This window comes from Salegentibacter agarivorans, assembly GCF_900113135.1.
In the GTDB taxonomy this organism is placed as follows: domain Bacteria; phylum Bacteroidota; class Bacteroidia; order Flavobacteriales; family Flavobacteriaceae; genus Salegentibacter; species Salegentibacter agarivorans.
Genome location: NZ_FOOH01000004.1, coordinates 162,968 through 187,285, shown reverse-complemented (window position 1 = coordinate 187,285; position 24,318 = coordinate 162,968). Strand labels below are relative to the sequence as shown.

The 24,318-nt window shown below is 34.9% G+C and carries 18 protein-coding genes, 1 tRNA gene and 1 pseudogene; 6 read left to right on the top strand and 14 right to left on the bottom strand.

Going from position 1 to position 24,318, the window contains the following annotated elements; all coding sequences use genetic code 11:
- Nucleotides 1–442 precede the first annotated feature (442 nt).
- The 3 genes from BM084_RS04950 to BM084_RS04940 form a co-directional block, all read right to left on the bottom strand.
- Entirely contained in the window at nucleotides 443–1,447 is a 1,005-nt protein-coding gene (locus BM084_RS04950) for a M28 family metallopeptidase (RefSeq protein ID WP_075327364.1), read from the bottom strand.
- 205 nt (nucleotides 1,448–1,652) lie between these two features.
- On the bottom strand, nucleotides 1,653–2,354 hold the full coding sequence (locus BM084_RS04945) for an SGNH/GDSL hydrolase family protein (RefSeq protein WP_075327363.1): 702 nt from the start codon (nucleotides 2,352–2,354) through the stop codon (nucleotides 1,653–1,655).
- A 58-nt stretch (nucleotides 2,355–2,412) separates the two neighbouring features.
- Nucleotides 2,413–2,961, bottom strand: a complete 549-nt coding sequence (locus BM084_RS04940) for a hypothetical protein (RefSeq protein WP_075327362.1) — start codon at nucleotides 2,959–2,961, stop codon at nucleotides 2,413–2,415.
- A 253-nt stretch (nucleotides 2,962–3,214) separates the two neighbouring features.
- Here BM084_RS04940 and BM084_RS04935 point away from each other — a divergent pair.
- The 3 genes and pseudogenes from BM084_RS04935 to BM084_RS19715 form a co-directional block, all read left to right on the top strand.
- Nucleotides 3,215–3,302: transfer RNA gene (locus BM084_RS04935), tRNA-Ser, on the top strand.
- A 252-nt stretch (nucleotides 3,303–3,554) separates the two neighbouring features.
- On the top strand, nucleotides 3,555–4,787 hold the full coding sequence (locus BM084_RS04930; RefSeq protein WP_093303293.1) for a site-specific integrase: 1,233 nt from the start codon (nucleotides 3,555–3,557) through the stop codon (nucleotides 4,785–4,787).
- A 41-nt stretch (nucleotides 4,788–4,828) separates the two neighbouring features.
- Nucleotides 4,829–4,996: pseudogene (locus tag BM084_RS19715) on the top strand (tyrosine-type recombinase/integrase); the annotation flags it as partial.
- Nucleotides 4,997–5,194: 198 nt separating this feature from the next.
- Here the strand turns inward: BM084_RS19715 and BM084_RS04920 are convergent.
- The 7 genes from BM084_RS04920 to BM084_RS04890 form a co-directional block, all read right to left on the bottom strand.
- The gene (locus BM084_RS04920; protein ID WP_143083622.1) at nucleotides 5,195–5,395 is read right to left on the bottom strand and encodes a hypothetical protein; all 201 of its coding nucleotides are present in this window, start codon (nucleotides 5,393–5,395) and stop codon (nucleotides 5,195–5,197) included.
- A gap of 106 nt (nucleotides 5,396–5,501) precedes the next feature.
- A complete protein-coding gene (locus BM084_RS04915) occupies nucleotides 5,502–6,008 on the bottom strand; it encodes a hypothetical protein (protein WP_093303284.1) in 507 nt (168 codons plus the stop codon).
- Between the two features lie 36 nt (nucleotides 6,009–6,044).
- Entirely contained in the window at nucleotides 6,045–7,700 is a 1,656-nt protein-coding gene (locus BM084_RS04910; RefSeq protein ID WP_093303281.1) for a type I restriction-modification system subunit M, read from the bottom strand.
- Nucleotides 7,701–7,709: 9 nt separating this feature from the next.
- Nucleotides 7,710–8,972: an ATP-binding protein gene (locus BM084_RS04905; protein ID WP_093303278.1), complete on the bottom strand. Its 1,263-nt coding sequence runs from the start codon at nucleotides 8,970–8,972 to the stop codon at nucleotides 7,710–7,712.
- Nucleotides 8,969–10,288 carry a restriction endonuclease subunit S gene (locus tag BM084_RS04900; protein ID WP_093303318.1) on the bottom strand — a complete coding sequence of 440 codons (1,320 nt, stop codon included), beginning with the start codon at nucleotides 10,286–10,288 and terminating at the stop codon, nucleotides 8,969–8,971. The genes BM084_RS04905 and BM084_RS04900 overlap by 4 nt, the downstream gene beginning before the upstream one ends.
- A complete protein-coding gene (locus BM084_RS04895) occupies nucleotides 10,281–13,265 on the bottom strand; it encodes a type I restriction endonuclease subunit R (protein WP_093303275.1) in 2,985 nt (994 codons plus the stop codon). The genes BM084_RS04900 and BM084_RS04895 overlap by 8 nt, the downstream gene beginning before the upstream one ends.
- Nucleotides 13,266–13,515: 250 nt before the next feature.
- Nucleotides 13,516–13,959, bottom strand: a complete 444-nt coding sequence (locus BM084_RS04890; protein ID WP_093303273.1) for a helix-turn-helix domain-containing protein — start codon at nucleotides 13,957–13,959, stop codon at nucleotides 13,516–13,518.
- A gap of 854 nt (nucleotides 13,960–14,813) precedes the next feature.
- Between BM084_RS04890 and BM084_RS04885 the strand changes: the two genes are divergently transcribed.
- Genes BM084_RS04885 through BM084_RS04875 form a run of 3 tightly spaced genes read left to right on the top strand, consistent with a single transcriptional unit; the run spans nucleotide 14,814 to nucleotide 22,079 of the window.
- Nucleotides 14,814–17,816 carry a SusC/RagA family TonB-linked outer membrane protein gene (locus BM084_RS04885; RefSeq protein WP_093303270.1) on the top strand — a complete coding sequence of 1,001 codons (3,003 nt, stop codon included), beginning with the start codon at nucleotides 14,814–14,816 and terminating at the stop codon, nucleotides 17,814–17,816.
- A gap of 11 nt (nucleotides 17,817–17,827) precedes the next feature.
- Nucleotides 17,828–19,219 (top strand): RagB/SusD family nutrient uptake outer membrane protein, encoded by a 1,392-nt coding sequence (locus tag BM084_RS04880; RefSeq protein WP_093303267.1) that lies wholly within the window; start codon nucleotides 17,828–17,830, stop codon nucleotides 19,217–19,219.
- Nucleotides 19,206–22,079 carry a M16 family metallopeptidase gene (locus BM084_RS04875; protein WP_093303265.1) on the top strand — a complete coding sequence of 958 codons (2,874 nt, stop codon included), beginning with the start codon at nucleotides 19,206–19,208 and terminating at the stop codon, nucleotides 22,077–22,079. Before BM084_RS04880 ends, BM084_RS04875 begins: the two co-directional genes overlap by 14 nt.
- A 76-nt stretch (nucleotides 22,080–22,155) precedes the next feature.
- Here BM084_RS04875 and BM084_RS04870 read toward each other — a convergent pair whose 3' ends face one another.
- From BM084_RS04870 to BM084_RS04860, 4 genes are all read right to left on the bottom strand, one after another.
- Nucleotides 22,156–22,431, bottom strand: a complete 276-nt coding sequence (locus tag BM084_RS04870; RefSeq protein WP_093303262.1) for a DUF6520 family protein — start codon at nucleotides 22,429–22,431, stop codon at nucleotides 22,156–22,158.
- 87 nt (nucleotides 22,432–22,518) lie between these two features.
- Nucleotides 22,519–22,983, bottom strand: a complete 465-nt coding sequence (locus BM084_RS19010; protein WP_143083621.1) for a MauE/DoxX family redox-associated membrane protein — start codon at nucleotides 22,981–22,983, stop codon at nucleotides 22,519–22,521.
- A 76-nt stretch (nucleotides 22,984–23,059) separates the two neighbouring features.
- A complete protein-coding gene (locus BM084_RS04865) occupies nucleotides 23,060–23,929 on the bottom strand; it encodes a helix-turn-helix domain-containing protein (protein WP_093303260.1) in 870 nt (289 codons plus the stop codon).
- A gap of 2 nt (nucleotides 23,930–23,931) precedes the next feature.
- Entirely contained in the window at nucleotides 23,932–24,315 is a 384-nt protein-coding gene (locus BM084_RS04860) for a DUF7793 family protein (protein WP_093303257.1), read from the bottom strand.
- Between the last annotated feature and the right edge of the window lie 3 nt (nucleotides 24,316–24,318).

Here is a 24,318-nt window from a genome sequence, read left to right as displayed (position 1 = left end):
TGGAAAAGCTGGAAACCTCTTCACCGACAACTAAGGCGTATGGGTTATAAGGGGAATTTTCTGAAGATATCGGTAACCCGATGGAGAAACTCCTCCACCAATTTAATACACTATGCCCTGCCAAATAAGTACTTCTCAGAATTAGGGTTGTACGCAATGGACACAGTTGAAGGGAACACTTTGCATCAGTACTATCAAACAGTACTGAATAAGATTTAACATGAGCCGTGTACGAGACCCGTATGCACGGTTCTGGAAGAGGGATGAAGATAATAAATGCTCAAATATTTATTATCTTCACCCTACTTGATTAGTTGGTACTTAAAAGTTTTAAATGTCATCCTGAATTTATTTCAGAGCCTGCTCCGAAATTTTCGGAGATCTAAATTGTCAATAAAAACAAGTTAGAAGCTGAAACAAGCTCAGCTTGACGAAAGAAAATTTATTCTTCAGCTTTATCTACAACCAGTCTTTCATCGCGGTTAGCGATTTCCCAGGCAGTAAGAAAAACTAATTGTGCTCTTTTCTTTAAAGCTTCATATTCAATTTTTTCAGCGGTATCTGTTGGTTTGTGATAATCTGGGTGAACCCCGTTAAAGTAAAAAATTACCGGAATATTATTTTTCGCGAAGTTGTAATGGTCACTTCGGTAATAAAAACGGTTAGGATCATTTTCATCATTATAAGTATAATCCAGTTCCATATTCATATATTCTGAATTCACATTTTCACTAAGTTCGTGAAGATCTGTACTTAATTTATCACTTCCTATAAGGTAAATATAATTATCGTTCCCTTCGTGATCCTTGTCTATACGGCCAATCATATCCATATTAAGATTGGCAACGGTATTAGCTAAAGGAAATACAGGATTTTCTACATAATATTTTGAGCCTAAAAGGCCTTTTTCTTCACCGGTTAAATGGATAAAAAGGATAGATCTTTTAGGAGTATATCCATCTTTTTGAGCTTCTTTAAACGCCTCAGCAACTTCCAGGATAGCCATTGGGCCAGAACCACCGTCGTCTGCTCCATTAAAGATATTCCCTTCATCATCTACACCTACGTGATCGTAATGTGAGGTGATCACTAAGATTTCTTCAGGTTTTTCACTTCCCTTAATATATCCCAATACATTTTCTGAAGCTTTAAGATTTCCGTTAAAGAATTCAGTTGGAATTTCCTGGTAGTAGTTTGAATATCCTTCTGGCGCTTCAATCCCCATTTTTTGATATTCATTTACAATAAATTCGGCTGCTTTTTTCTGTCCCGGTTCTCCGGTATTTCTACCTTCGTACTCGTCACTTGCAAAAGTGGTAAGATTATTTTGTAATTCAGATGTTGTAATGGTTTCAGCATACTCCATCGGGTTTGCATTTTCAACATTTTTTTGTGTGCCACAGGCTACCACTCCGGCAGTTACGGCCACTAAAAGCATTTTTTTCATAGTTTATGTAATTTTTTTATTAGATACTTCGTTAAATAATCCCGAAGTTTTTATTAAAGTCGCAGCAAGATAGCAGTTTCGGATTAATTTTCAGAGAGGTCTTCAAAAAATTCTTTTCCCAACGACAATGGAGATCTATATAAATTAAGATTTACTTGGGAATATATTTCCCATAATTCTTAATTAGCTTTTCCAGTGATTGTTGCTAGTTTAGTACTTTTTCTATTGTTTCTTTTGTAAGTGGAGCCATAACTTTATAACCTGCTAGATTTGGGTGAACCCCATCTTCTGAATATTGTTTGGGTAAACCTTCTTTTTTATCTTTTAGCGGCGTAAAAAGATCTAGATAAGTATGGTTATTTTCCCCGGCAAATTTTGCTAACCAGGTATTGATTTCGGCTATTTTTTGAACTGGTTCCAATCCGGGGCGCCAGGGATAATCGTAAACGGGTAGGATAGAAGCAAGAATAACTTTAATATTATTGGCCTGGGCAAGTTGTGCCATTGCCTTAATGTTATTGGTAATCATTTCTACGGAAGAAAATCCAGTGTTTCCCGCTATGTCGTTGGTGCCAGCAAGAATTACTACCGCTTTGGGGTTAAGTGCTACCACATCTGGTATAAACCGAATAAGCATTTGGGGGGTTGTTTGTCCACTTATTCCGCGGCCGGCGAAATTATTTTTTTCGAAGAATTGGGGCTGTGCATTTACCCAGCCTTCGGTTATGGAATTACCCATAAAGACCACATCGGGATAATTTTTAGTTTCAATTATTTTTTCATTTTCAGTTTTATACTTTTTAAGATTGGCCCAATCCTGTTCCATAAGTTCGCCGTATTCTGTTTTTTGCGCAAATGAGAAATTGCTTAAAAGTATTACAACAGAAATTAAAATTACTTTTTTCATAAGTTTAAAAGTATAAAAATGAATTTATTCTGTCTCAAAAATTTGATCAAAAAAAGTATTAAAACCCCACCGATACTTTTGTACGCAATAAAGTATTTATATCGGGTTGATTGCCAAAAATGGTACTTGCCCCAACATCTATATTCACATTATTAAAATTTCCTCTTAGCCCGGCACCAACTTCTGTTTGAGGATACAGAAGATCCATATGTGGAGTGCTGATTCGTTCTTCATTATTCAAGGACGGAGTTAAATATCGCCCAAAAAGATAAAAGCTAAACCGCTGGTTAAATTTGTATTCAAAATTGGCACTAAAGCTGCCGTGAAATCCGGGAGCCTTGTTATTAAAAATAGTGTTTTGCTCCAGGATGCCCGCGCTTAAAGTGATTAGGAGTTTATCGGTTTCATAATTAAATGTTTGATTGTTTAATTTATAATAGCCTAAGCCATCAAAAGTGTTTTGTATTTTGTATCGTGAGGTGTAAAAATTACTGGATGTTGATTCCGGATTATTTAAATTTTCTGAGCGTTCCTGGGCGTCTATATTTAAAAAGGACAAAAGAAATATTAAGGAAAGGAGATGAATAGGTGATGACAATTTTCTCATAAAAACATTGGATTAAAATGCATCAGGCTTTTAAAAATGTACTGGTTTTTATTTTTTAAAAGAGGTGAAAGCTTAATAAACAGTAATGTAGAAATTATTAGGGACTTTAGGGCTAAAGAAATATTAAATATGCTAAAGGCTGATAATTAGGCGGTTTGAGAAAAGCCTGAAAAAACTTATAGAAAAGCTTGTGTGTATTTGTAAAAGCTTGTTATATTTGCATCCGCTAAGCAGAAAAGCTTAGCATTTTATTGGAGGAATGGCAGAGTGGTCGATTGCGGCAGTCTTGAAAACTGTTGACTGTAACAGGTCCGGGGGTTCGAATCCCTCTTCCTCCGCCAATTACACTACAAATTGAAACAAAAAGCCCCAAAACCTACGGATTTGGGGCTTTTTCATTTTTAACAATATCATATAAACTTATCTAAAATCAAATTTTATGAAGCAAATTTGGTTACACCAACTCATTCCAATTTGGTGTAACCATTTGGAAGTAAATTCCTACAAAAAATAACTTAAAACCCATTGTATCAGTATTTTAAAATGTATTTATTTTATATCTTTAACTTCAATCAGAACTAAAAATTGACGTTATGGAAAATCATTTTAGCTACACTTTATTTGTTCGACCAATTAGAACCAAACCAGAATTTGGAGCAATTTATTTAAGAGTTAATTCTAATGGTCAGCGAGCTGCTTGCAGTTTACATAGAAGGATAAGAGTTATTGACTGGGATAATAATCTTTCCCAGTTGTTACCGGGTACTCCTGATTCTCAAGTTCTCAATAACTATCTCACCAAGGTGAAAGCAGACATCCTTAGAATTCACCAGCGTTTTCTTTTTGGCGATAAACAATTTTCAGCCCAGGATATCATTGATTCATATTCGGGGAAAGAAAAATTAAAAACGATTAAAAACCAGAAAATGGTTCTGCAGATTTTTCAAGATCATAATGATAAGGTTGATCGGCTGGTTGGGAAAGATTTTGCTGCCGGAACGGCCGAAAGGTATAGAACGGCTAAAAAGCACGTTGAAGAATATATAAAGAAAGAATACAAAACTTCTGATATTCCCGTGAAAGATGTTAATCATAAATTTATTACCGGGTTTGAATATTATTTAAAAACAGAAAGAAACTGTGCACATAATTCAGCGATTAAATACATAACAAATTTTAAAAAAATAATCCGCATTGCTTTTACCAATGAATGGATCAGTAGGGACCCATTTCAGAACTGGAAGGGTAAACTAAAGGTGGTGGATCGGGAGTTTTTAACTGAAGGGGAACTTCAGGCCTTGATATCCAAGGAAATTAAAAACGAACGCTTAAGTTTGGTTAAAGATATTTTTACCTTTAGCTGCTTCACCGGGCTTTGTTACGCAGATGTAAAGAAACTCTCAGAAAAAGAAGTGGTAGTCGGTTTTGATGGAAAACGTTGGATTAAAACTAATAGAACTAAAACTAAAACTCGAAGTAGTATTCCAATTCTTCCCACTGCAGAAGCCATATTAGAGAAATATTCCGCACATCCCGAAGTTAGTGAAAAGCATTTAATTCCGATTTTAAGCAATCAAAAAATGAATGCTTATATCAAAGAAATTGCAGATATCTGTGGCATAAATAAAAACCTCACTTTCCATTTGGCCAGACATACTTTTGCTACTACAGTTACGCTCTCAAATGGAGTTCCTATCGAGAGCGTTAGTAAGATGCTGGGGCACAAAAATCTTCAGACTACCCAGCACTATGCAAAAATTCTAGATCGAAAAATAAGTGATGATATGGCAATTTTAAGAGAACGATTGAGTGCTAAAAATTTTTAGTGAATATTTAAGGGTAAGTTCAAACCACATAATTAGTATAGCTAACCTTCCATATGGCCAGGCACTCCTTAGCCACAACAGTAACCCTTAGTAATGGCGAGCCTATAAAAACGGTTTCGAAAATGTTGGGCCATAACAAACTTTCTACTACCCAAATATACGCGAAGGTTATCGAGCGTAAAGTAGGGGAAGATATGGAATTATTATAACAAAAATTGAATAAATCGAAGGTATGGAGATGAAATAAATTTGAGTATAAATACAAATTAAAAAATTAGTGGAAGTCCTGTTAGGGATCGATACTCTATTATTTTTCTATTGTGATAATTTATGAAATTGTTCTTTTTTGTGTAATCAAACAGTTCTAATTAGCAGAAGCTTGCGTTGTGGCTGAGATTTTCTAAAATTTATTTAATAATGGAACTGATATTCTCAATACGCTCTAACAACGTATTTACAAAGTCTTCTCTGCTCACTAAATAGTTTTTGTATTTTCCGGTGGTTTTGCCTCCGGTCATGGATACGGTAATGCGCCAATTCCCGTCTGAAAGTTGAACGCCAAGATTGGCTATTTCCAACCAAGGGATAAGCAATATTTTATCGCTCATTTTCATTTTACTTTGATCGAAACTAAAAGCGACAATGTAGTATGAATGATGTGGTTTAAAAGTATTTCCATTAATAGTTAAAATTAAGCGATTACGCTTATGCACGTTAAAACGGGTTTTTACTTGTAAATAAATGGGTGTGTATAGCTTCTCGATCAATACCTCTATCGTCTATTACCGGCTTATACACATTTAGTAAGCCCTGACTGTAAAGTAAAATAATTTCTTTTGCCCAATCTTCGCCAATGTTCCCTTTCATTTGAGAGGATAAGCCAGACATATCGATAAAGTTTTCATCCTCCTCTTCTTCGTCGTCTTCTAATACCGGCTCGATATTGTTTAGTTTAATTTTTATTTGTTCTTGGGATACCTCAACTTCTATAATACTACCTGCAATAAGATTATTTCCTCTGTAAAAACTGGTTAAGCCAAAAATACGGTTATGATCAGAATTATAACTGTGCCCGTTAGTAGCTTTTGCATTAGGTAACAGCACATTTAACTCTGCGTTTTCGTTAGGTAATTCTGTGCGTGCTTCCGCAGGTACATACAAAAAGCCTAGTTCTACCTCTTTGCCTATTAGTGTGCGTTGGTATGTTATGAGGTTATTCATTTCTTTTGTAATTAAAGAAATTTTGATTTTTAAAAATCAAATTTCTTCAAGCCCTAACTCCTTCAAATATGAATTATGCTCTTCCTTGCTCTCTTTAATTTTTCGCTCTACATCTACAAGCTTACTATTCACCTTTTTTAAATCGATGATAGGCTCTGGTTTAGCTGTACTAACGTATCTTGAAATATTAAGGTTAAAATCGTTCTTTTCAATTTCTTCCATTGATACCCTGCGCGCATAACGTTCTATTTCATCAGGTCTATTTTGGTAGGTGTCAACTATCCTTTTTATATCATTTGGCTCACCATTTTCACCGTCTCTAAGAACATTTTGACGTTTCTCCTTTTTATAGTTCTCCTCATCGCTTGCATTGATAAACAATACATCATCTTCTTTTTTACATTTTTTCAGTACTAAAATACAAACGGGAATACCGGTAGAGAAAAACAGATTTGAAGGTAACCCAATCACTGTGTCTATGTTGCCGTCTTTTAATAATTTGGTTCTGATGCGTTGCTCTGCTCCTCCTCTAAATAATACCCCGTGCGGTAATATGATTGCCATTGTACCTTCATCACTTAAAAAATGAAAACCGTGCAATAAGAAAGCGAAATCTGCTGCCGATTTTGGTGCTAAGCCATAATTTTTAAAACGGAAATCTTCTCCTGTGGTTTCACTTGGTGACCAACGTAAGCTAAAGGGTGGATTGGCTACAATAGCATCGAACTCAACTTTTTTAGCAGGATTCATTTCATTTAAAATAGGCCAGTCATTTTTTAACGTATCACCGTGATAAATTTTAAACTCAGAATCTTTTACCCCGTGTAACAACATATTCATACGGGCTAAGTTGTAAGTAGTTATGTTTTTCTCCTGCCCATAAATCTGGCTTATTGTACCCCCTGCATTTTCTATTTTAGTTTTTACATTTAGGAGCAAAGAACCAGAACCACAAGCAAAGTCTAAAACTCTATTAATTTTTTTCTTTTTACCAGACTTTGGGTTTTGACCATCTAAGGTAACGATCTCTGAAAGTATACTTGATATTTGTTGAGGAGTATAAAATTCGCCTGCTTTTTTTCCCGAACCTGCTGCAAATTGACCTATTAAATACTCATAGGCATCGCCTAAACTATCGGTATCTGTATCAAAATCTTCAATACCCTCTGCAATTCTCTGGATAATTTTACAGAGCTTTTCATTACGTGCTTGATAATTTTTACCTAGCTTTTCTGAATCTAAGTTGATCTCTGAGAACAAGCCTTTAAAAGAGTTACCAAAAGATTCATTTTCTATATACTTGAAGCCTTTTTGTAAAGTCTTTAATAAATCAGGGTGTTGGGTACGTGCCATTTCTGCAATACTACCCCAGAGATAATCCGGTTCTATTACATAGTGTACCTTTCTACGCATTTGCGCTTCAAACTCGTTTATAAATTCTGGGTTTTCGTCATACCAAATTTGTAATGGCACTCTAACCCCTATAGTTTTCATTACATCTTTTGGAGTTTCAGGATAATCTGAACCTAATTCTTTTTTAACTGACTCTTGGTAATTACCCGATAAATAGCGTAAGAATAAAAATGAAAGCATATAATCACGAAAATCGTCTGCATTCATTGCTCCTCTTAAACTATCTGCTATTTTCCAGAGGGTTTTTCCTAGCTCGTCTTGTTTTTGTTTTGCTGTCATATTATGACTTTATTTTTTTAACAGTTCTGGTAAATTGAATTGGTATTTATCCAAAAAAGCATTTAGTATTCGTTCAAATAAATCCTTGTTATCTACTCCCATTTCTACAGGGTCGTAAATTGAGTACTTGCCGTGACTTAATAGATTTAAGGCTCGCTCATATAAAATATCGTCTTTATCAATGCCATAAATACATTTGCCAAAATCATCAAGGCCAAAAAATGTCGCTGTTTTTTCCAGTATACTTCGAAGTGAATTAAAATGATAGGTATTTACTTTTCCTGATTTTGTAGCTTGTTTTAGCTCACTTAATACCGCTACGTGATGAAAGAATGGCGTATCGTCTGTTTTTTGAAGAGTATGACTTTCTTCACTGTTTTTATGTAAAAAATAACGATTGTGATTAAATCTTTTAAGCTCATTGCACATTACATTAAAAAAAAGACTATGATGAGAAGAAACCAAAATTTTTATTTTTTCATCTTCATTTTTTGCTACAATCCTTTTCTCTCCACCATCCTCAATTTCTTTAGTAACTGCTCTTTTTAATAATTTTGCTAAATCACTTGCTACCGCAATTGCATTATTATCATCAAGTGATGAAATTGGATCATCCACATAAATATATTTAACCCAAGAATAAGCACTATCTTCCTCTGCATCTATTGCTAATTCGCTAATAGCTAAGAAAACACACCAAATAAAAATATTCTCCTCTCCTCTAGATATTTTAATATTAGACTCTATAATGTATTCAGGTTCATTATTATTGGGGGTTTTAGTATTGTATTTTGGATTTCTAACCTGTTTTTTAAAGGTGATTCGCCAATTATCGTAATCTATATCAAAATCGAATGTAGCGTAACGTTCTAGGTAAGAAAATATCTTTTCATCTAAAGCTAATTCTCTAAACCCATTAAAAAACTTAGATTCGGAATTCATTTGCAGAAAACGTGTGGTATTAAATTTCAAATCATTATCCCAAACAAATAAGTCTTCGGTAAAAGCATTAAAATATAGAGTATTACCAACTACTGTGTTTACAGTTTTTGCTTTACCTTTTTTATCCCGTAATACGATTCCTTTATTATCCTTTAATTCAATTTTTACTTTCTTTTTACCTTTTTCCTTAAAAGCCATCGAAGTTCTAGTTTTACCAGTACCATTATAGGCATACAGCAAGACAAAATCATTGCTTTTTAGATCATCTATAAAGCGAGTTACTAGTCCATTTAAAGTTTTGTATGTGAATAACTTTCTTTGATAACTCATACTGCTAACTCATTTAAGCTAGGAAACAATTGTTGCAACAAGCCTTTTTTGTGATCTTGCAACTGCTCTATTTTTTGGGTTTGGGCTGCTATTAGTTTATCTACAGTTGACAAACAAACGGCTATTTTTTGCTGTTCTTTTTTTGAAAATATTGGTAACAGAGTAGCATAAACAATTTCACTACTAATATTTTGTACAATTCCTCCAGCAGCGAGTTGTTTATATTGGTTCTGTAGATAATTAGAATTTAAAAGTTGTATAAGAAATCCTCTATCATAACTATCTTCAAATTCACGTAAAACAAACCATCCGTCATATATACATCCTTCTAATTCTAATTCATAAGTAGCTCCATAACTCATAGAGTTAGCAAGTATTAATTCTCCTTTTTTTACTTTTCTAGATTTTTTCGAACCCAAAACAGTTATTTTCTCTTCTACTTCTGAAATTTTAAATCCTTTAGCTTTTTTTGTGTCACCTATTTTTATCCAATTAACACCATCTTGATCTTTAGTTAAAAATTGATTTATAGGTCTAGGTGAGCTCCCTCGATATAATTTTATAAATTTTGAAAATGTATCTATCTCCCAATCCCCATCATTCTTAAACTCAGGAAAACGGTATTTAGGTTGGGTTTCTCCTTCTTGTGGGAATAACTGTTGCAATAAACCTTTTTTATGGTCCTGTAGTAATTCTAGCTTTTCGGTTTCTGTGGTAATGACTTCATCTAAAGAGGATAAACAGTTGGCTATTTTTTGCTGTTCTTTGGGGCTATTAGGATAACATAATTTGATATTAGATATCCTACCTTTAGAAATACCTAAAACTTTTGCTCCTTGTGCCTCTCTTTTAATTTGTTCTCGAATGGCATTTGATTTAAATAAATACCCCCCATATCCAATTACTGGATTAGAATCTATTCGTCTTGCTAAAAATGTATGTAAACCGGCTAATACTTTCTCTTTGTTAATATTAACTATCTCAATACTCTTACCTATGTCATCTATATCCTCGGATGCATCAGCTATTACTATATCTCCTTCTTGGCAAAAATTAGCTTTATCTATTTTTTCAATAGAAATATCTTTATTAATATACGGTACATCCTCTCTAGTTATATTAAATAATGTTGAAAATTTCGTATGTATATCACCATAATGTATGTTTTTTACTTTGCCATCTTTATAGTTTAGTTTATCCCTTGAAAAAGAATTTGTGATTTTTAAATCATAAACTTTAGATAAAGATTCAATCTTCCAATTTTCTTCAAACCCCGGAAAACGTAATTTAGGTACAATATCTTTTTTTTTATTCATAAGCATTTAATCCTGCTATTTCACGCCCCTGGGCTTGTTTATTTAATAATGGCACTAAGTCTTCCATTAAGGCTAATTCTTTAATTCTACGGTCTTTCCAACCTAAGTCTAGCGGTGCTAGTAAGTCCGTTAATTTTTCGCCATCAAACACCATTCGGTATAAAATATCGTCTATAAAAGCTTTTAGGCTTTCTGTGGTAATTCCGTGCTTATTGGCTAGGGTATTTAATTCTTGTACTGCCTTTTTCTCTTTAAACTGTTGGTAACCTTCTCTAATCTCTTTTTCGGTTAAACCATTTCCTATTTCTAAAGTTTTGATATAGGCAATGATATCGTCGCGCTCATCAATTAAATTAGCACTAGAGCTTAATAAATTAATCAGCTGCTGGCGTGTCATTTTATGTTTAGACGGCTTGTCTTGGGTATATTTCGCTATTAAGCTTATGATATAATCGTAATCGATAATAGCTGAGGAAAAAAGTACAAACTCAAAATCTAACTGTTCTACCACTTCGGGAGCGTTCCCTTTATCTTGTATTTTTTTAAGCTGTTTAGCTGTTTCTAAATAATTACTTTTAAACGAACGGAAATCGTCTGTTGGTAAAAGCTTTTCAATGGTTTCTGTTTGTTCTTCTTCTAAATCTGTATATTGCTCTAAATTAGTTTTAAGGCGTTGTACTTCTTTAAAGTTATTGATAAACTCCGCTCTAGCTTCATCACCTTTTAAATTATCTACTTCAGAAGGTTTACAGTCTAATCCTTTAGATTCCATAAAGGTTTTTAAATTATTTACTGCTTCTATATATTTCTCGATAACTTTAGGCGCTTCATCTACCAACCAGATTTCTTTAGGGTTATCTACTTTTTCACCAGAGAAAAGAATCATTGCTTTATCTACCGCTTCTTGTTGGCTTCTAAAATCCAAGATATTTCCATAAGGTTTAGTGTCGTTAATTACCCTGTTAGTTCTTGAAAAAGCTTGTATTAAGCCGTGGTAGTTAAGGTTTTTATCTACGTATAACGTATTGAGGTATTTAGAATCGAAACCTGTGAGTAACATATCTACCACAATCAGTACATCTATTTTATTTTTGCGTGGATAGTCTTGGTTATTATATTTTTGGTCTTTGATACGTTGTTGTAAATCTTGGTAGTATAAATCGAATTCTGAAATGCTATGATTAGTACCAAATTGCTTATTATAATCTGCTATAATACCAGTTAATGCTTCTTTCTTTTTGTTAGGCTCTACCTCATTATCCTTTTTTTCTTGCTCTAAATCTTCCTGTAGCTGCTTGATGTCTTTATTACCTTCAGCCGGTGGTGAGAATACGCAAGCAATATTTAGATTACTATAATCTTTATTAAAAGCCGCTAATTCTTCTTGTTTTTGCTTAAAATACCCATAGTACTCAATAGCATCGTTAATAGATGAAGTTGCCAGAATACTATTAAAACGCCTGTAATGAGTTGCTTTATCGTGTTTGGAAAGCACTGCCTCTATAACTGCCATTTTATGGCTGAGTTGATTATAATCAGTTTGATTTTCCCCTTTAAAATAGTCGATATGAAAACGTAATACATTTCTATCTTCAATGGCGTGGGTTATGGTATAGGCGTGTAATTCATTTTGAAAAACGTCTTTTGTTGTTCTATAAGTAGCTTCGTTGCCTTCAATAGTTTTATAAGTAGCATTTTCCTCAAAAATTGGTGTACCCGTAAAACCAAATAATTGTGCCTTGGGAAAAAAGTCTTTAATAGCATCGTGATTATCACCAAACTGTGAACGGTGGCATTCATCAAATATAAATACCATTCGTTTATCTTTTAAAGGTGCTAATCTATCGTAATAGGTTTCTTTACTCTCTTCCCTTTGTTTTCTATTACGCTTACTATTTTGATTTAATGCCAAACCTAGTTTTTGAATCGTAGTGACAATGATTTTATCTGCATAATCTGTAGAAAGCATTCTTCTTACCAAAGTCTCTGTATTGGTATTATCTTCTACACTTCCTTCTTGAAATTTGTTGAATTCTTCCCTTGTTTGCCGGTCTAAGTCTTTTCTATCAACCACAAATAAGCATTTCTCGATATTTGGGTTTTCTTTTAATAAGGTAGATGCTTTAAACGATGTGAGAGTTTTACCACTACCGGTAGTGTGCCAGATATAGCCATTACCCCTATTTTGATTTATACAATCTACAATAGCTTTTACGGCATATATTTGATAAGGCCGCATTACCAATATTTTCTGCTCGCTCGCCACTAATACCATATAGCGGCTAATCATTTGCCCAAGGCTGCACTTGGCTAAAAACTTATCTGCAAAATCATCTAAATAATTTATTTTTTTATTGTCTTCGCTTGCTAAGGTATACACCGGAAGAAATTGCTCATCGGCATTAAAAGCGAAATGTTGATCGTTATTGTTAGCAAAATAAAAGGTTTTTGATTTATTACTTACAATAAACAACTGCATAAAACACATAAGGGAATTTGAAAAGCCATTACCTGCATCGTTTTTATAATCAACGATTTGTTGCATTGCTTTTCTTGGACTTACCTCTAAGGTTTTTAATTCTATTTGAACAACAGGAACACCGTTAATTAATAGGATTACATCATACCGATGATTACTACTATCGGTATTCATCTTTAATTGATTAATGACTTCATACTCATTTTTACACCAATCTTTGATATTTACTAATGAGTAGTGTAAGGGTGTGCCATCTTCCCTGGAAAATGTATTAGTATTTCTTAAGAAATTTGATGCTTTAAAAACATCTGGATTTGTAATCTCTACAAGTAATTTATCAAATTCAGAATCAGTTAAGTTTACCCTATTGAGCTGTTCAAATTTTTTCCTGAAGTTCTGCTCTAAATCTACTTGCGTTCTTATGTCAGGACGATACGTATATTTTAGGTCTTTTAATCTTTCGATTAATTCCTCTTCTATTTGTTGTTCTTTGGTCATTAATATGCTCTATTTAACTTTTCGCAGACTTCCCATAATCTTAGCTATAGCCTGATCCAAAAATAGGGTTTTCGATGGAATTTAATGTAATAGAATTGAGTCTCTAATGAAATTACCCCAATATATTGATTGCCTTCAACAAATTCTTTGTAGAAGTGGAGTATAACCCTAAAAATAATAGGATTGTAAATATGGTAAGCTTTGTAAGGGGCAGAAAACTGGATTTATATACTTATTCATAAAGAATTTCTCAGGAAGGTAATATTTTTAAATAATCTAATTTATTTTTCTTGTCTTTACTATTCCATCTTTCAAATTCATTTTCATTGAGGGGTGTAATAGACAAAATCTCAAATCTTTTTACGACATTTCCTTTATCATCTATTTCGTGTTTTCTTTTCACATGATTTTTTAGTGCCAATCTAATTTTAACCAGATCGTTTGAAAGTAATTTATCCGGAAATAATGATTGATAAGATTTTAAACCCAAAGCTTTAGCTACTCTATGAAGCATTCGAATATTATACTTTGATTGAATTTTTGGATTTTCAATACTACCTATATATCCTTCAGAAACACCAATCCGATGAGCTAACGTTACTTGATCTAGGTAAGGACTTGATTTTATACGTAATTCTCTAACTTTCTCGATTAAATAAAAATCTAGTTCTGAAATGATAATTTCAATTTCCATAGATGCTTTTATAATCTATGAACTACGGGAAAATAAAAATTTTATTCACATACATATAAGTATGTATTAAATAATTATTATATTTGATTGATATTTATATATTTGCGAAACTTCTTAAAGTAAAAAATAGAAGCATTCGCTTTGAATCTCGATTCGAAAACTGGTAATTTTCAAACAAACCACGAGAGGATAAGCAAAATGCTCACGACCCGGGCGTGAGTAATTCGGCTTATTGTGGTTAGGTATACCAGTGCCGCGAATCGATAGGCTGAGTCACGCCCTTTTTATTAAAATATTAGGGTCTACTCTTCTTAGTTTTCAAAGTAATCTTCTACAATTTAAAAGCTATAAGTCTCGCTTTTTTTGCCCCTAAATTATAATAGGCCAAAGTGGCCGGAAGTAGCTATTACTGTATTCGCTAATTCTTGTTTGCGGGAACAAGAAAATCTCATAAACAATCCCGTGGGTTGCTGTTAGGTGCCCTATTATTACTAACAGCTTTGGGTGGGAAGCCGGCCCCCTAACCCCCGAAGGGGGAATAAAGGGAAGCTTGGTTTGGGAACATTAGTAATAGGTTTACATTTTAGGCTATAGGGAGCCGGAAAAGACCCATAGTCCCCGAAAGAGGGCTTTACGTTATACTTGATTGTTTCAACTGGTTACAGATATAATAGCGTGAAAATTTTACTCCCCTTCGGGGGCGGGGGCTTAAAAAAGAAATTGTATATGAAAAGAAAAGTGAATTGGCCTTAATTAAAGGTGTTAAGCCTACAGCTTTCCCCTAAGATTGGCGTCTGGTGGGGAAAGCCTAAGCTTAAATAAAACAATGTTTCATTTAAATACCACACAAAATTATGAAAAATAATTATTCGCGCCTTAAATGGGTGGCGCTAATTATTCTTGGCGGGATATTCTTCTTCCTGTCCAAAGCTGCACATGCGGCAACCACTAATATTCTTTTCTTTCTACAGCAGGAAGTTACAGGAATAGTTAGTGATGAGAACGGGGTACCTGTCCCAGGGGTTACCGTTACGGTTAAAAATACCAGGAGGGGAGCGGTTACCAAACTGGATGGGCAGTATGAAATTACTGCTCCAGCCAATGGAGCTTTGGTCTTTTCTTATATAGGATTTAAAACTTTTGAGGTAGCAATAGATGGCCGGAGTGAAATCAACATCCAACTGGAGGAGGATATTGCTTCTCTTGGGGAAGTGCAAATTAATGCCGGGTATTACAATACTACCGCACGGAAGCGAACTGGTAATATTGCCAGGGTTTCTGGAGAAGAAATAGAAATGCAGCCAATCGTTAGTCCACTGGAAGCCTTGCAAGGCAGAATGGCAGGGGTAGAGATACAGCAACGTAGTGGTGTGCCCGGCAGTGCCCCAATTATACGGATAAGAGGGCAAAATAGCTTACGTAACAGTAGGGACGACAATGGTAATCTTCCTCTATATATTATAGATGGTGTACCGGTAAACTCAAGTCCTTTAGGTGGATCAAGTCTAAATGGTACTACGGGGATAGATCCTTTGAATACCCTTAATCTATCCAATATTGAAAGTATAGAAGTGCTAAAAGATGCTGATGCCACAGCTATTTACGGGTCTAGGGGAGCAAATGGTGTTATACTTATTTCTACTAAGTCGGGAAAATCTTTTGAACAAAAAACCCAGGTAGAGGCTCGTTTGTATTCAGGTGTGGGTGAAGTATCAAATAAAATGGAACTACTGAATACCGAACAGTATTTGCAAATAAGGAATCAGGCCTTTGAAAATGATGGCTTGGAGCCTAACCAAAATAATGCTTATGATTTGTTGGTTTGGGACAATTATCTTTACACTGATTGGCAGGAAGAATTATATGGGGGAACGGCTGAGATTACAGATTTAAATTTATCGGTTTCAGGTGGGAATGCCACTACATCTTTTCGAATTGGGGGATCTTATCATGAGGAAGGCACAGTGTTTCCGGGAGATTTTAAATATAGTAAAGTTACCGGCGGGCTTAACCTTAATCATAGATCCAAGAATGAAAAATTACAATTGAACCTTTCTTTAAATTATGGGGTAGATAATAATAATTTATTCGGATCCGATAGTTTTATTTCTGATGCCCTTACTTTGCCACCTAATGCTCCGCGTCTCTATAATGATGACGGAAGCTTAAACTGGGAAGACCTCACCTGGGATAATCCGCTTGCTAATCTGCAAAATTCAAGTAATGATCAGGTAAATAATCTGGTCACTAGTCTGGGTATTTCTTACGAAATATTAGAGGGCCTGACGTTTAAAACCAATGCAGGATATACTAACCTTTACAGAAATCAAAAAGGAATTACTAAAAAGGAATCGTTTAGACCGGATATTCGGGATAGCAGGGAACATAGTTCATCGGAACGTACCAATATAAGAAAGTCATGGATTATTGAACCCCAGTTAACCTATAGTGCAAAAATAGGTGCTGGAAATTTGGAAGCTTTGGTGGGGATGACCTTTCAGGAAAGTGAAAATGATAACTTAAGGATTTCCGGGGATGGTTATGTATCAGAGTCTTTAATTGGAAATTTGGAAGCGGCAGAGTCTGTCGAAGTTACTGAGTATATAAATATTATGTATAAGTATACTGCGTTATTCGCCAGACTAGGCTACAACTGGAAAGAAAAATACTTCGTTAATCTCACTGGTAGAAGGGATGGTTCTTCCCGCTTTGCTCCTAATAAACGATTTGCCAATTTTGCCGCTTTAGGAACTGCCTGGATATTTTCAGAAGAATCCGTAGTTAAAGAGAATATTCCTTTTTTAAGTTTTGGGAAGCTACGGGGAAGTTATGGTACCACCGGTAGTGATCAAATTCCGGACTATGGTTTTCTGGATGCTTATGAAGCTACACCGGGACCGGGAGGACTGTATCCCACTCAGCTTACCAACCCTAATTTTTCCTGGGAAGAAAATAAAAAACTGGAAGCTGCGCTGGAACTTGGTTTTTTAAAGGATAGAATTAACCTGGGGGTAAGTTGGTATCGTAACCGGTCTTCCAATCAATTGGTAGGATTCCCACTCCCGTCAACCACAGGATTTCCTAGCATTCAGGCCAATCTTCCGGCAACGGTTCAGAATACGGGGTGGGAAGTGGAATTTTCTTCATTAAATATAAGCACTAAGGATTTCAGGTGGCAGACATCATTTAATTTTACTCTACCAGAAACTAAGCTTGTAGAATTTCCCAATATCTCGCAGACCTCTTATGAGAATGTTTACAGAGTAGGATATCCTCTAAACATTGCTTTGCTCTATAATTATGAAGGAATCGATCCTGAAACAGGTCTTTATCAGGTTCAGGATATTAACGGGGATGGTAATTTTAGCTATGAAGACCGGACTGTTATTGAAGAGCTAGGTCGGCAGTACTACGGTGGAATTTCTAATAATTTATCCTACAAAAATTTTTCTCTGCAGTTTTTATGGCAGTTTGTAAAGCAAACTGGATATGACGAATATTTTTCTGCTCCTGGTTTTATATCAAATCAGCCTGAAAATGTTTTTCAAGGCATAGCGGATGGTGAATTGCAGCAAGCTTCACAGAACTTTACGGCCGCGATTCCTTATTCCTTTGCCAGAAATAGTGTTCATTTTATCTCAGACGCTTCTTTTTTGCGCTTAAAAACCTTGGGATTTAGTTATAAGATTCCGGAAGAACTCCTTCAGAATTGGAAAATAGAGGGCTTTAGATTGTTTCTAAATGCTCAGAACCTTTTGACCTTTACTGAGTATAATGGTTTAAATCCGGAGTATCCCGGAGGGGGATCATTGCCTTCTTTACGAACTGTTACAGGAGGTCTGCAAATTAATTTTTAAAAATTACGACAATGTTACGAAATATATATATTAGACAACTTTTCATTTTGTTGGTTATTCTTATCAATACCTCCTGTGAGGATTTTGTGGAAATTGAAACTCCAAAACATAAAATAGTAAGTGCAACGGTTTTTGCAGAAGATGAAACTGCAATTAGTGCGATGACTGGTATTTATAATGAATTATTTAATGCCGATTTTTCTGGAGGCTGGAGATCTTCCGTAAGCGTATTGTCAGGTCTTTCCTCTGATGTGCTTGAGCCGGTTAACTCTAATAGTGTTAGCAACGCTGAATTTAATCAAAATGAAATTTCACCGAACAATGATTATAACTTTAACTTATGGTCCAGTACCTTCAATATTATTTACATGACAAATGCCCTTTTGGAAGGCTTGAGCAATTCGGAAGGCGTATCTGAAGAAGTCAGCCTTCGATTAGAGGGGGAGGCTAGCTTTATCCGGGCATTTTCTTATTTCTATTTAGTGAACTTATATGGAGATGTTCCCATCATACTTTCAACAGATTATGAACAAAATTCCCTAGTAACTAGAAATAATCGTGAAGCCGTTTATGAGTTAATTATTGAGGATTTGGAAGCTTCCATAGTTTTTTTAGATAGCCATACCGAATCAGAAGACCGGACCAGGGTAAATAAGTTTGTAGCTACCGCCATGTTAGCCAGGGTTTACCTTTTTATGGAGGACTGGGAAAAAGCTGAAATTTTAAGTAATCAGGTTCTTGCAGAGACTTCTAAATATGAAATTCTCGAGAATCTGGATGAAGTCTTTTTGCCAAATAGTAAGGAAGCCATTTGGCAAATTTCTCCTATAGGTGGAAATGTACTAACCAACACTAATGAAGGTTCGGTTTATATAGGTACTTCCCGTTCTTCCATTAAGCTGAGTGATCAGTTTGTATCCTCTTTCAGTTTAGAAGATAAAAGGCTCGATCAATGGGTAGGCTTTTATAGTGATACCAACAGGGCTTTTCATTTTCCTTTTAAATATAAGGACAGGTCCAGTACAAATAATATCACCGAATATTCCATGGTTTTACGATTGGCGGAACAATTTTTTATTAGAGCAGAAGCAAGGGCCAGAACGGGTAACCTTTCTGGAGCGATTGCTGATTTGGATGAAATACGGAGTCGGTCGAACCTGGAAACTATTTCAGAGTCAAATCCCGGAATTGGTCAGGAGCAGCTACTTGAATTAATCCAGGAGGAAAGAAAAAAGGAACTTTTTTCAGAATGGGGTCATCGCTGGTTGGATTTAAAACGTACCAACAGGGCTTCCGAGATCCTGTCACCTTTCACTAGCTGGGAAGATACAGATGTACTTTATCCTATTCCTGAAGAAGACCGAATGAAAAACCCAAATCTTACGCAAAATGATGGTTATTAAAAACAGTGGATTGATGGGAGACAAAAAATATTATTTGTTTGGGTTGTTTTTTTTATGGCTTTGGAGTGCCTTATGCCAACAACAACCTAATAACCCTTATAATGATAATTTAGCCCTTGATCCTGCCATAAGGTACGGTAAACTGGATAATGGTTTTACGTATTATCTTCAAAATAATGATTCTCGATCAAATAGTATAGAGCTTCGTATGGTGGTTAAGGCAGGAATGTATCATGAGGATAAAGACCAATTAGAATATGCTCACCTCCTGGAGCATATAGGAGCTACAGGGACAAAACATTTTCCACTAATAAAGGAGTATTTTGGGACCTCAGGGCGTTATATCCACGCGGGCACTAGGAATCATCATACCTATTATTTTGCAAGAATTCCATCTGGTGATAAAGAGGTTCTAGATTCGGGCTTGCAAGTTTTGAGGGATTGGGCTCAGGATATTAGCTTTGAAAACGAGTCAATTAATGTGGAGCGAGAGGCGGTATTAGCAGAAATGAGAGTGAATGATCCTTATAAAGAATGGTTATCCACTGTCATTAAAGAAGAAATATTAAAAAATACCGGAGTGCCCATACGAGAACAAAAAGCTTCAGTAAAAAATATAAAAGATTTTGATAAAAATGCTTTTTTGGGATTTTATAAAGATTGGTATCGACCTGATCTGGAAGCTGCTATTGTTGTTGGTGATATCAACGTAGATAGTGTAGAATTGGATATTAAACGTTTGTTTTCAGACTTAAAAACCCCAAATAATCCTAAAAATGCCAGTAAACAATTGGAGAAATGGAAGATTAAGCATAAGGGTGAAAATCAGTACGCGACTATACGGGATACAGTCAGTTTTAATTCTCGGGTTTATGTTATCGGTAAGTTTTTAGATAGAAAAAAAAATCCAAAAAATCCTTCTGATTATAAAGCTATGCTCTTGCAAGAGCTTTATGAATTAATGATCACCCCTAAAGTAAAACAGCTGGAGCAACAATTTGATCCTCCTTTTTCGCAATTTTTTATGAAGTATGGTTCAACTAAAATTGAAGGTCAGCTAAATTATGATCAGATGAGAGTTGATTTTGAAAATGATGAACCAAAGCAGATTAAAGAGCAATTCTTTAAAGCTTTAGTAGCAAGAAAACAAATTCATATGGGATTTACCAATTCTGAACTAGATAAAGCAAAGAAGGAGATTCTAAAAAATTATTCTAAGAAAAAAAATAGTAATTCAAGTTTGGTTACAAAATACATGTATCATTTTGTTCGTGGTGCTGCTGCACCTGATCCTCAGAAGGAATTAAAGCTGATATCCAGACTTCTTGATGATATAGATCTTAAAGAAATTAAGGCTTTTATTGAAGATAAGGGTGATTTAAAGAAAAATATGAACTTTTTATTTTTTAAGGGAAAAGAAAATACTATTCCTAATTACAATATTTTTAAGCAATGGGTGAATGAGGTGGATAGCATGAAAATAGAGCCATTACCGCCTGTTGAACCACCTTTAGAATCACTTGAAAAGGAAGTTCAAATTCCGGGGGTTGAGTATGCTGTTATTGAGGAAGTATCTGAAAATATACTAGGAGTTTCTAAAATTGTTCTGAAAAATGGAATAAAATTATTGCTTAAACCTACCAAACCTAAGTCTGATCGCTATTGCAATTCAATAGTAATAAATGCCTTTCGACCCAATACGGTTTCTTTAGAAAATAGGGAAGAGTATCTGTCAGCCAAAGTGTTACCAGAGGTTCTCAAATTTACCGGAGCCGGCTCCCTTACAAAATTTGAATTGGAGAATTTTAAACAAAATAAAGATCTTCGTTTAAATTTTGAGCTAGGTAGAGATTACCAGAAAATTTATGCCCGGAGCAAAGAAGTGTATCTCGATGAGCTGTTAAACCTACTTTATCTTTACTTGGAAAAACCGCGTATCGATAAGGATGGATTTATAGCATGGAAAACGAATCAGGAGGAAATATTAATGAAGGATGGCCTAGGTAGAGGAAATTCGAACTTTTATATGGATATGATTCTGGCCCTTTGGTATCCGGAAGTGCCAAACTTAAAGATTCGAGATCTTAACGATCTAACTACAAAGAAAGTATTTAAAGCGCATAATCGGTGGTTCTCTGATTTAAGCGATTATACGTTTATTATCACAGGAGATTTCGATAGCGATGATTTGGCTGAGCGAGTAGTTCAAAAACTGGCTGGATTTCCTGTTGAAACCAAGAAGTCTTCAAAGGAAAGATCCAATATCAAATTTCCTTTAAAGAAAATGGATAAGACCATAAGACTTAAAAATATTGACCAGGCCTATGTACGCCTTTATTTTCCTATTACAGCTTCAAGGGACATTAAAACTCAGATTGAACTTAAATTATTATCCCAGGCTTTAAATGAAAGAATTTTCGATAGATTGCGAGAAGGGTGCTACTCTCCAGCTGCTGGTGGAGAATGGATGGATATAGAAAAGGATGTCTATTCCTACAATATACGTTTTGATAGTGAACTTGGGAATGAGGATAAACTAATCCATATGGCTTTGGAGGAATTCCGAAAACTTAGAAAAGACGGGGTCGATAAAGAATGGTTAGAAAAGACTAGAAGAGACGAAAAAGCTACCTATGGGACCTCCCTTGATTATTTTGGTCTTTTTCCCTTTTGGCCAGAATATATTCAGAGAAAGATAAGTATCGGTGAGGATATTGAAAAGGATGTACTACAATATAAAACGGTATTAGAGCATTTTATAAGTCTGGAGGATGTAAATACTGCTGCTAAAAAATATTTGAATGAGAAAAACGTTCAGAAATTTATAATTCTACCAGCGGAGTACTCTGATATTAAATAAAATATTATTTCAATAAATTAGCAAAACTGTAAATTTAAAACACCGGGAATAACCCGGTGTTCTTCTTTATGAAATACTATTCTGATATCTCAACAGGAATAAGGGACGCACTTGATAGCGGTTCCATTTGGTTGTTATCTGTAGGATAAACAGTATAGACTGTGTTTGGATCGGAACTATAATAGGCCTTACAGGTATTTACCCCTTCTTCACAATCTACATTCACTTGCTCCCACCCCTCATCGGTTTCAATAAAACCGATGGCAGCAGAATAGTTGGTGTCCGCGGTTGCAAATGCCATTCCTATGGCACATATAACCGCAATTAACGGTAAAAAAACTTTACTTTTCATGATATTAAAATTTAAAGATTAATAATAAAATTCCCGTTTTTTAATTCAGGTGCCGGTGCACCCTACAATTGTTGCAACAAAATTTTTTTATATTTTATCTGTTATCTCTGCCTTGTTTTTCAGCTTGTTATTTTTCATCAGGTATAGGCCAAGTAATCCAATTGCTATGCAGCCCAGGTTGAAATATAGATGCTGGTGCCAGGATAGAAGGGAGATGATTCCTCCACAGGAACAAGGGGTATAGGGGCTTAAAAATAATATTCCAAGAATATATATGGTAAACAGACTTAACAATCCTATAGCTGCATTCATCCCTAATAATTTCTTTTTAGGGTATAGTAGGAGTGAGCCGACAATAAGTTCCAGGATAGGAACTCCTATACTGAGAAAGTTGGATAATAACCTGCTGTTAATTAATGGGTTGTTGTATAGGTTATCATAGAAACTGTTATAATCAAACAACTTCGTGGAACCTGTATATATGAACAATATAGCCAGGAAGAACCTGATGATTTCTGAAAGCCGATATTTTTGGTGATAGGTGAAAAACATTTTGTTTTGTTTAATACCTTAAAATTCAGCATTTTAATTTGATTTTTTTAGGGGAAAGTTTTAACATGCACATCAATCATCGCGAATCCGAAGGATTTACGCCAAAATGTTTTTTGAATGCCCTTGAAAAATGTGAAAGGCTTCCAAAACCACATAGGGTCGCTATGTTTGAAAGTTTAGTATCAGTATCCAAAACGAGATCCCGTGCTTTCTCCAGCCTTTTTTCCCTATGAAAACTAGCAATTGTCTTTCCATGTATAGCCTTAAATCCTCTAATTAGGACGGTAGAATTAGTTTCTAGGTCTCTCGCGATTTCTGGAATAGGTTTTAATGGAGAGTCAAGATTATCCATAAGGTAATGATAAAGCCTGTCGATAATCTTTTTATTCTTTGAGATGTCAAATTGTCTTTTCGGATGCTGTGCCTTTTTGAGCAACTTCTCCTTAGTCCATTCATTCTTGGAGATTGTCTTAACCGCAGATAAAATAAAAACATCTGAATTATTATTTTCAAATTTGGTGATCCTGGAATCCATGGTTAAAAAAAGATCGTCGTTTAACCTATAATTTAATTTGACAGATTGGTCAAAGGAGGTTGAATTTATAATTCCCTGAACTTTATTCAGAGATTCTTCATCGAGTATACTTTCCAGATTGTGTAACTGGTTTTTATCAAAAAGGCCGTTAGATCCAGTATTGTAATCCTTAATTTGATAATTTTCTTCTACCATAAGAATTATATGGTTCAGATAGCTGAGATCATATTCCGGTATCTTAGATGGTACTTTTAGTTTTAATACCCCTGCAAGCATATTTAATAAGACACCAATCGTTGATAACTTGCTTCGTAATTTATTTACCTTGATACGCTTGTCATATTCATCATTAGCCAGTGCGGTAATTAGATGGGTGATCTGGTCGAAGAGTTTGTCATTAGGATAGTACATAATTAGTTTTTTACAGGATAATGGGATAAAAACGCCAGGGCTTTTAACTTGTCTTCAAAAACCTCAGTGTCAACTTTTGGAATGCTTGTGGAGAGGTAAAACTGGGCGGTAGATTTAGTATGGGGATATTGAACTAGAAGAGCTACAGCTGTGGCTTGTACCGATCCCTCTTTTGCTAAGTAATCCATAGCTTCTTTATCTGCCTGGATTACCTTTCGCAAATCGCATAAAATGGGATACTCTTTATTATTTTGAATGGACAGGCGAAGTTTTAAAAGATTTTTGGCAATATCCAAGCTAAGGTTTTCCAATGGGGCATAAACAAAGTAGAGGATATCATTTTCTATCCAAACCTCTGCAAAATTATTTTGTGCCCTTTTAATCAAAAT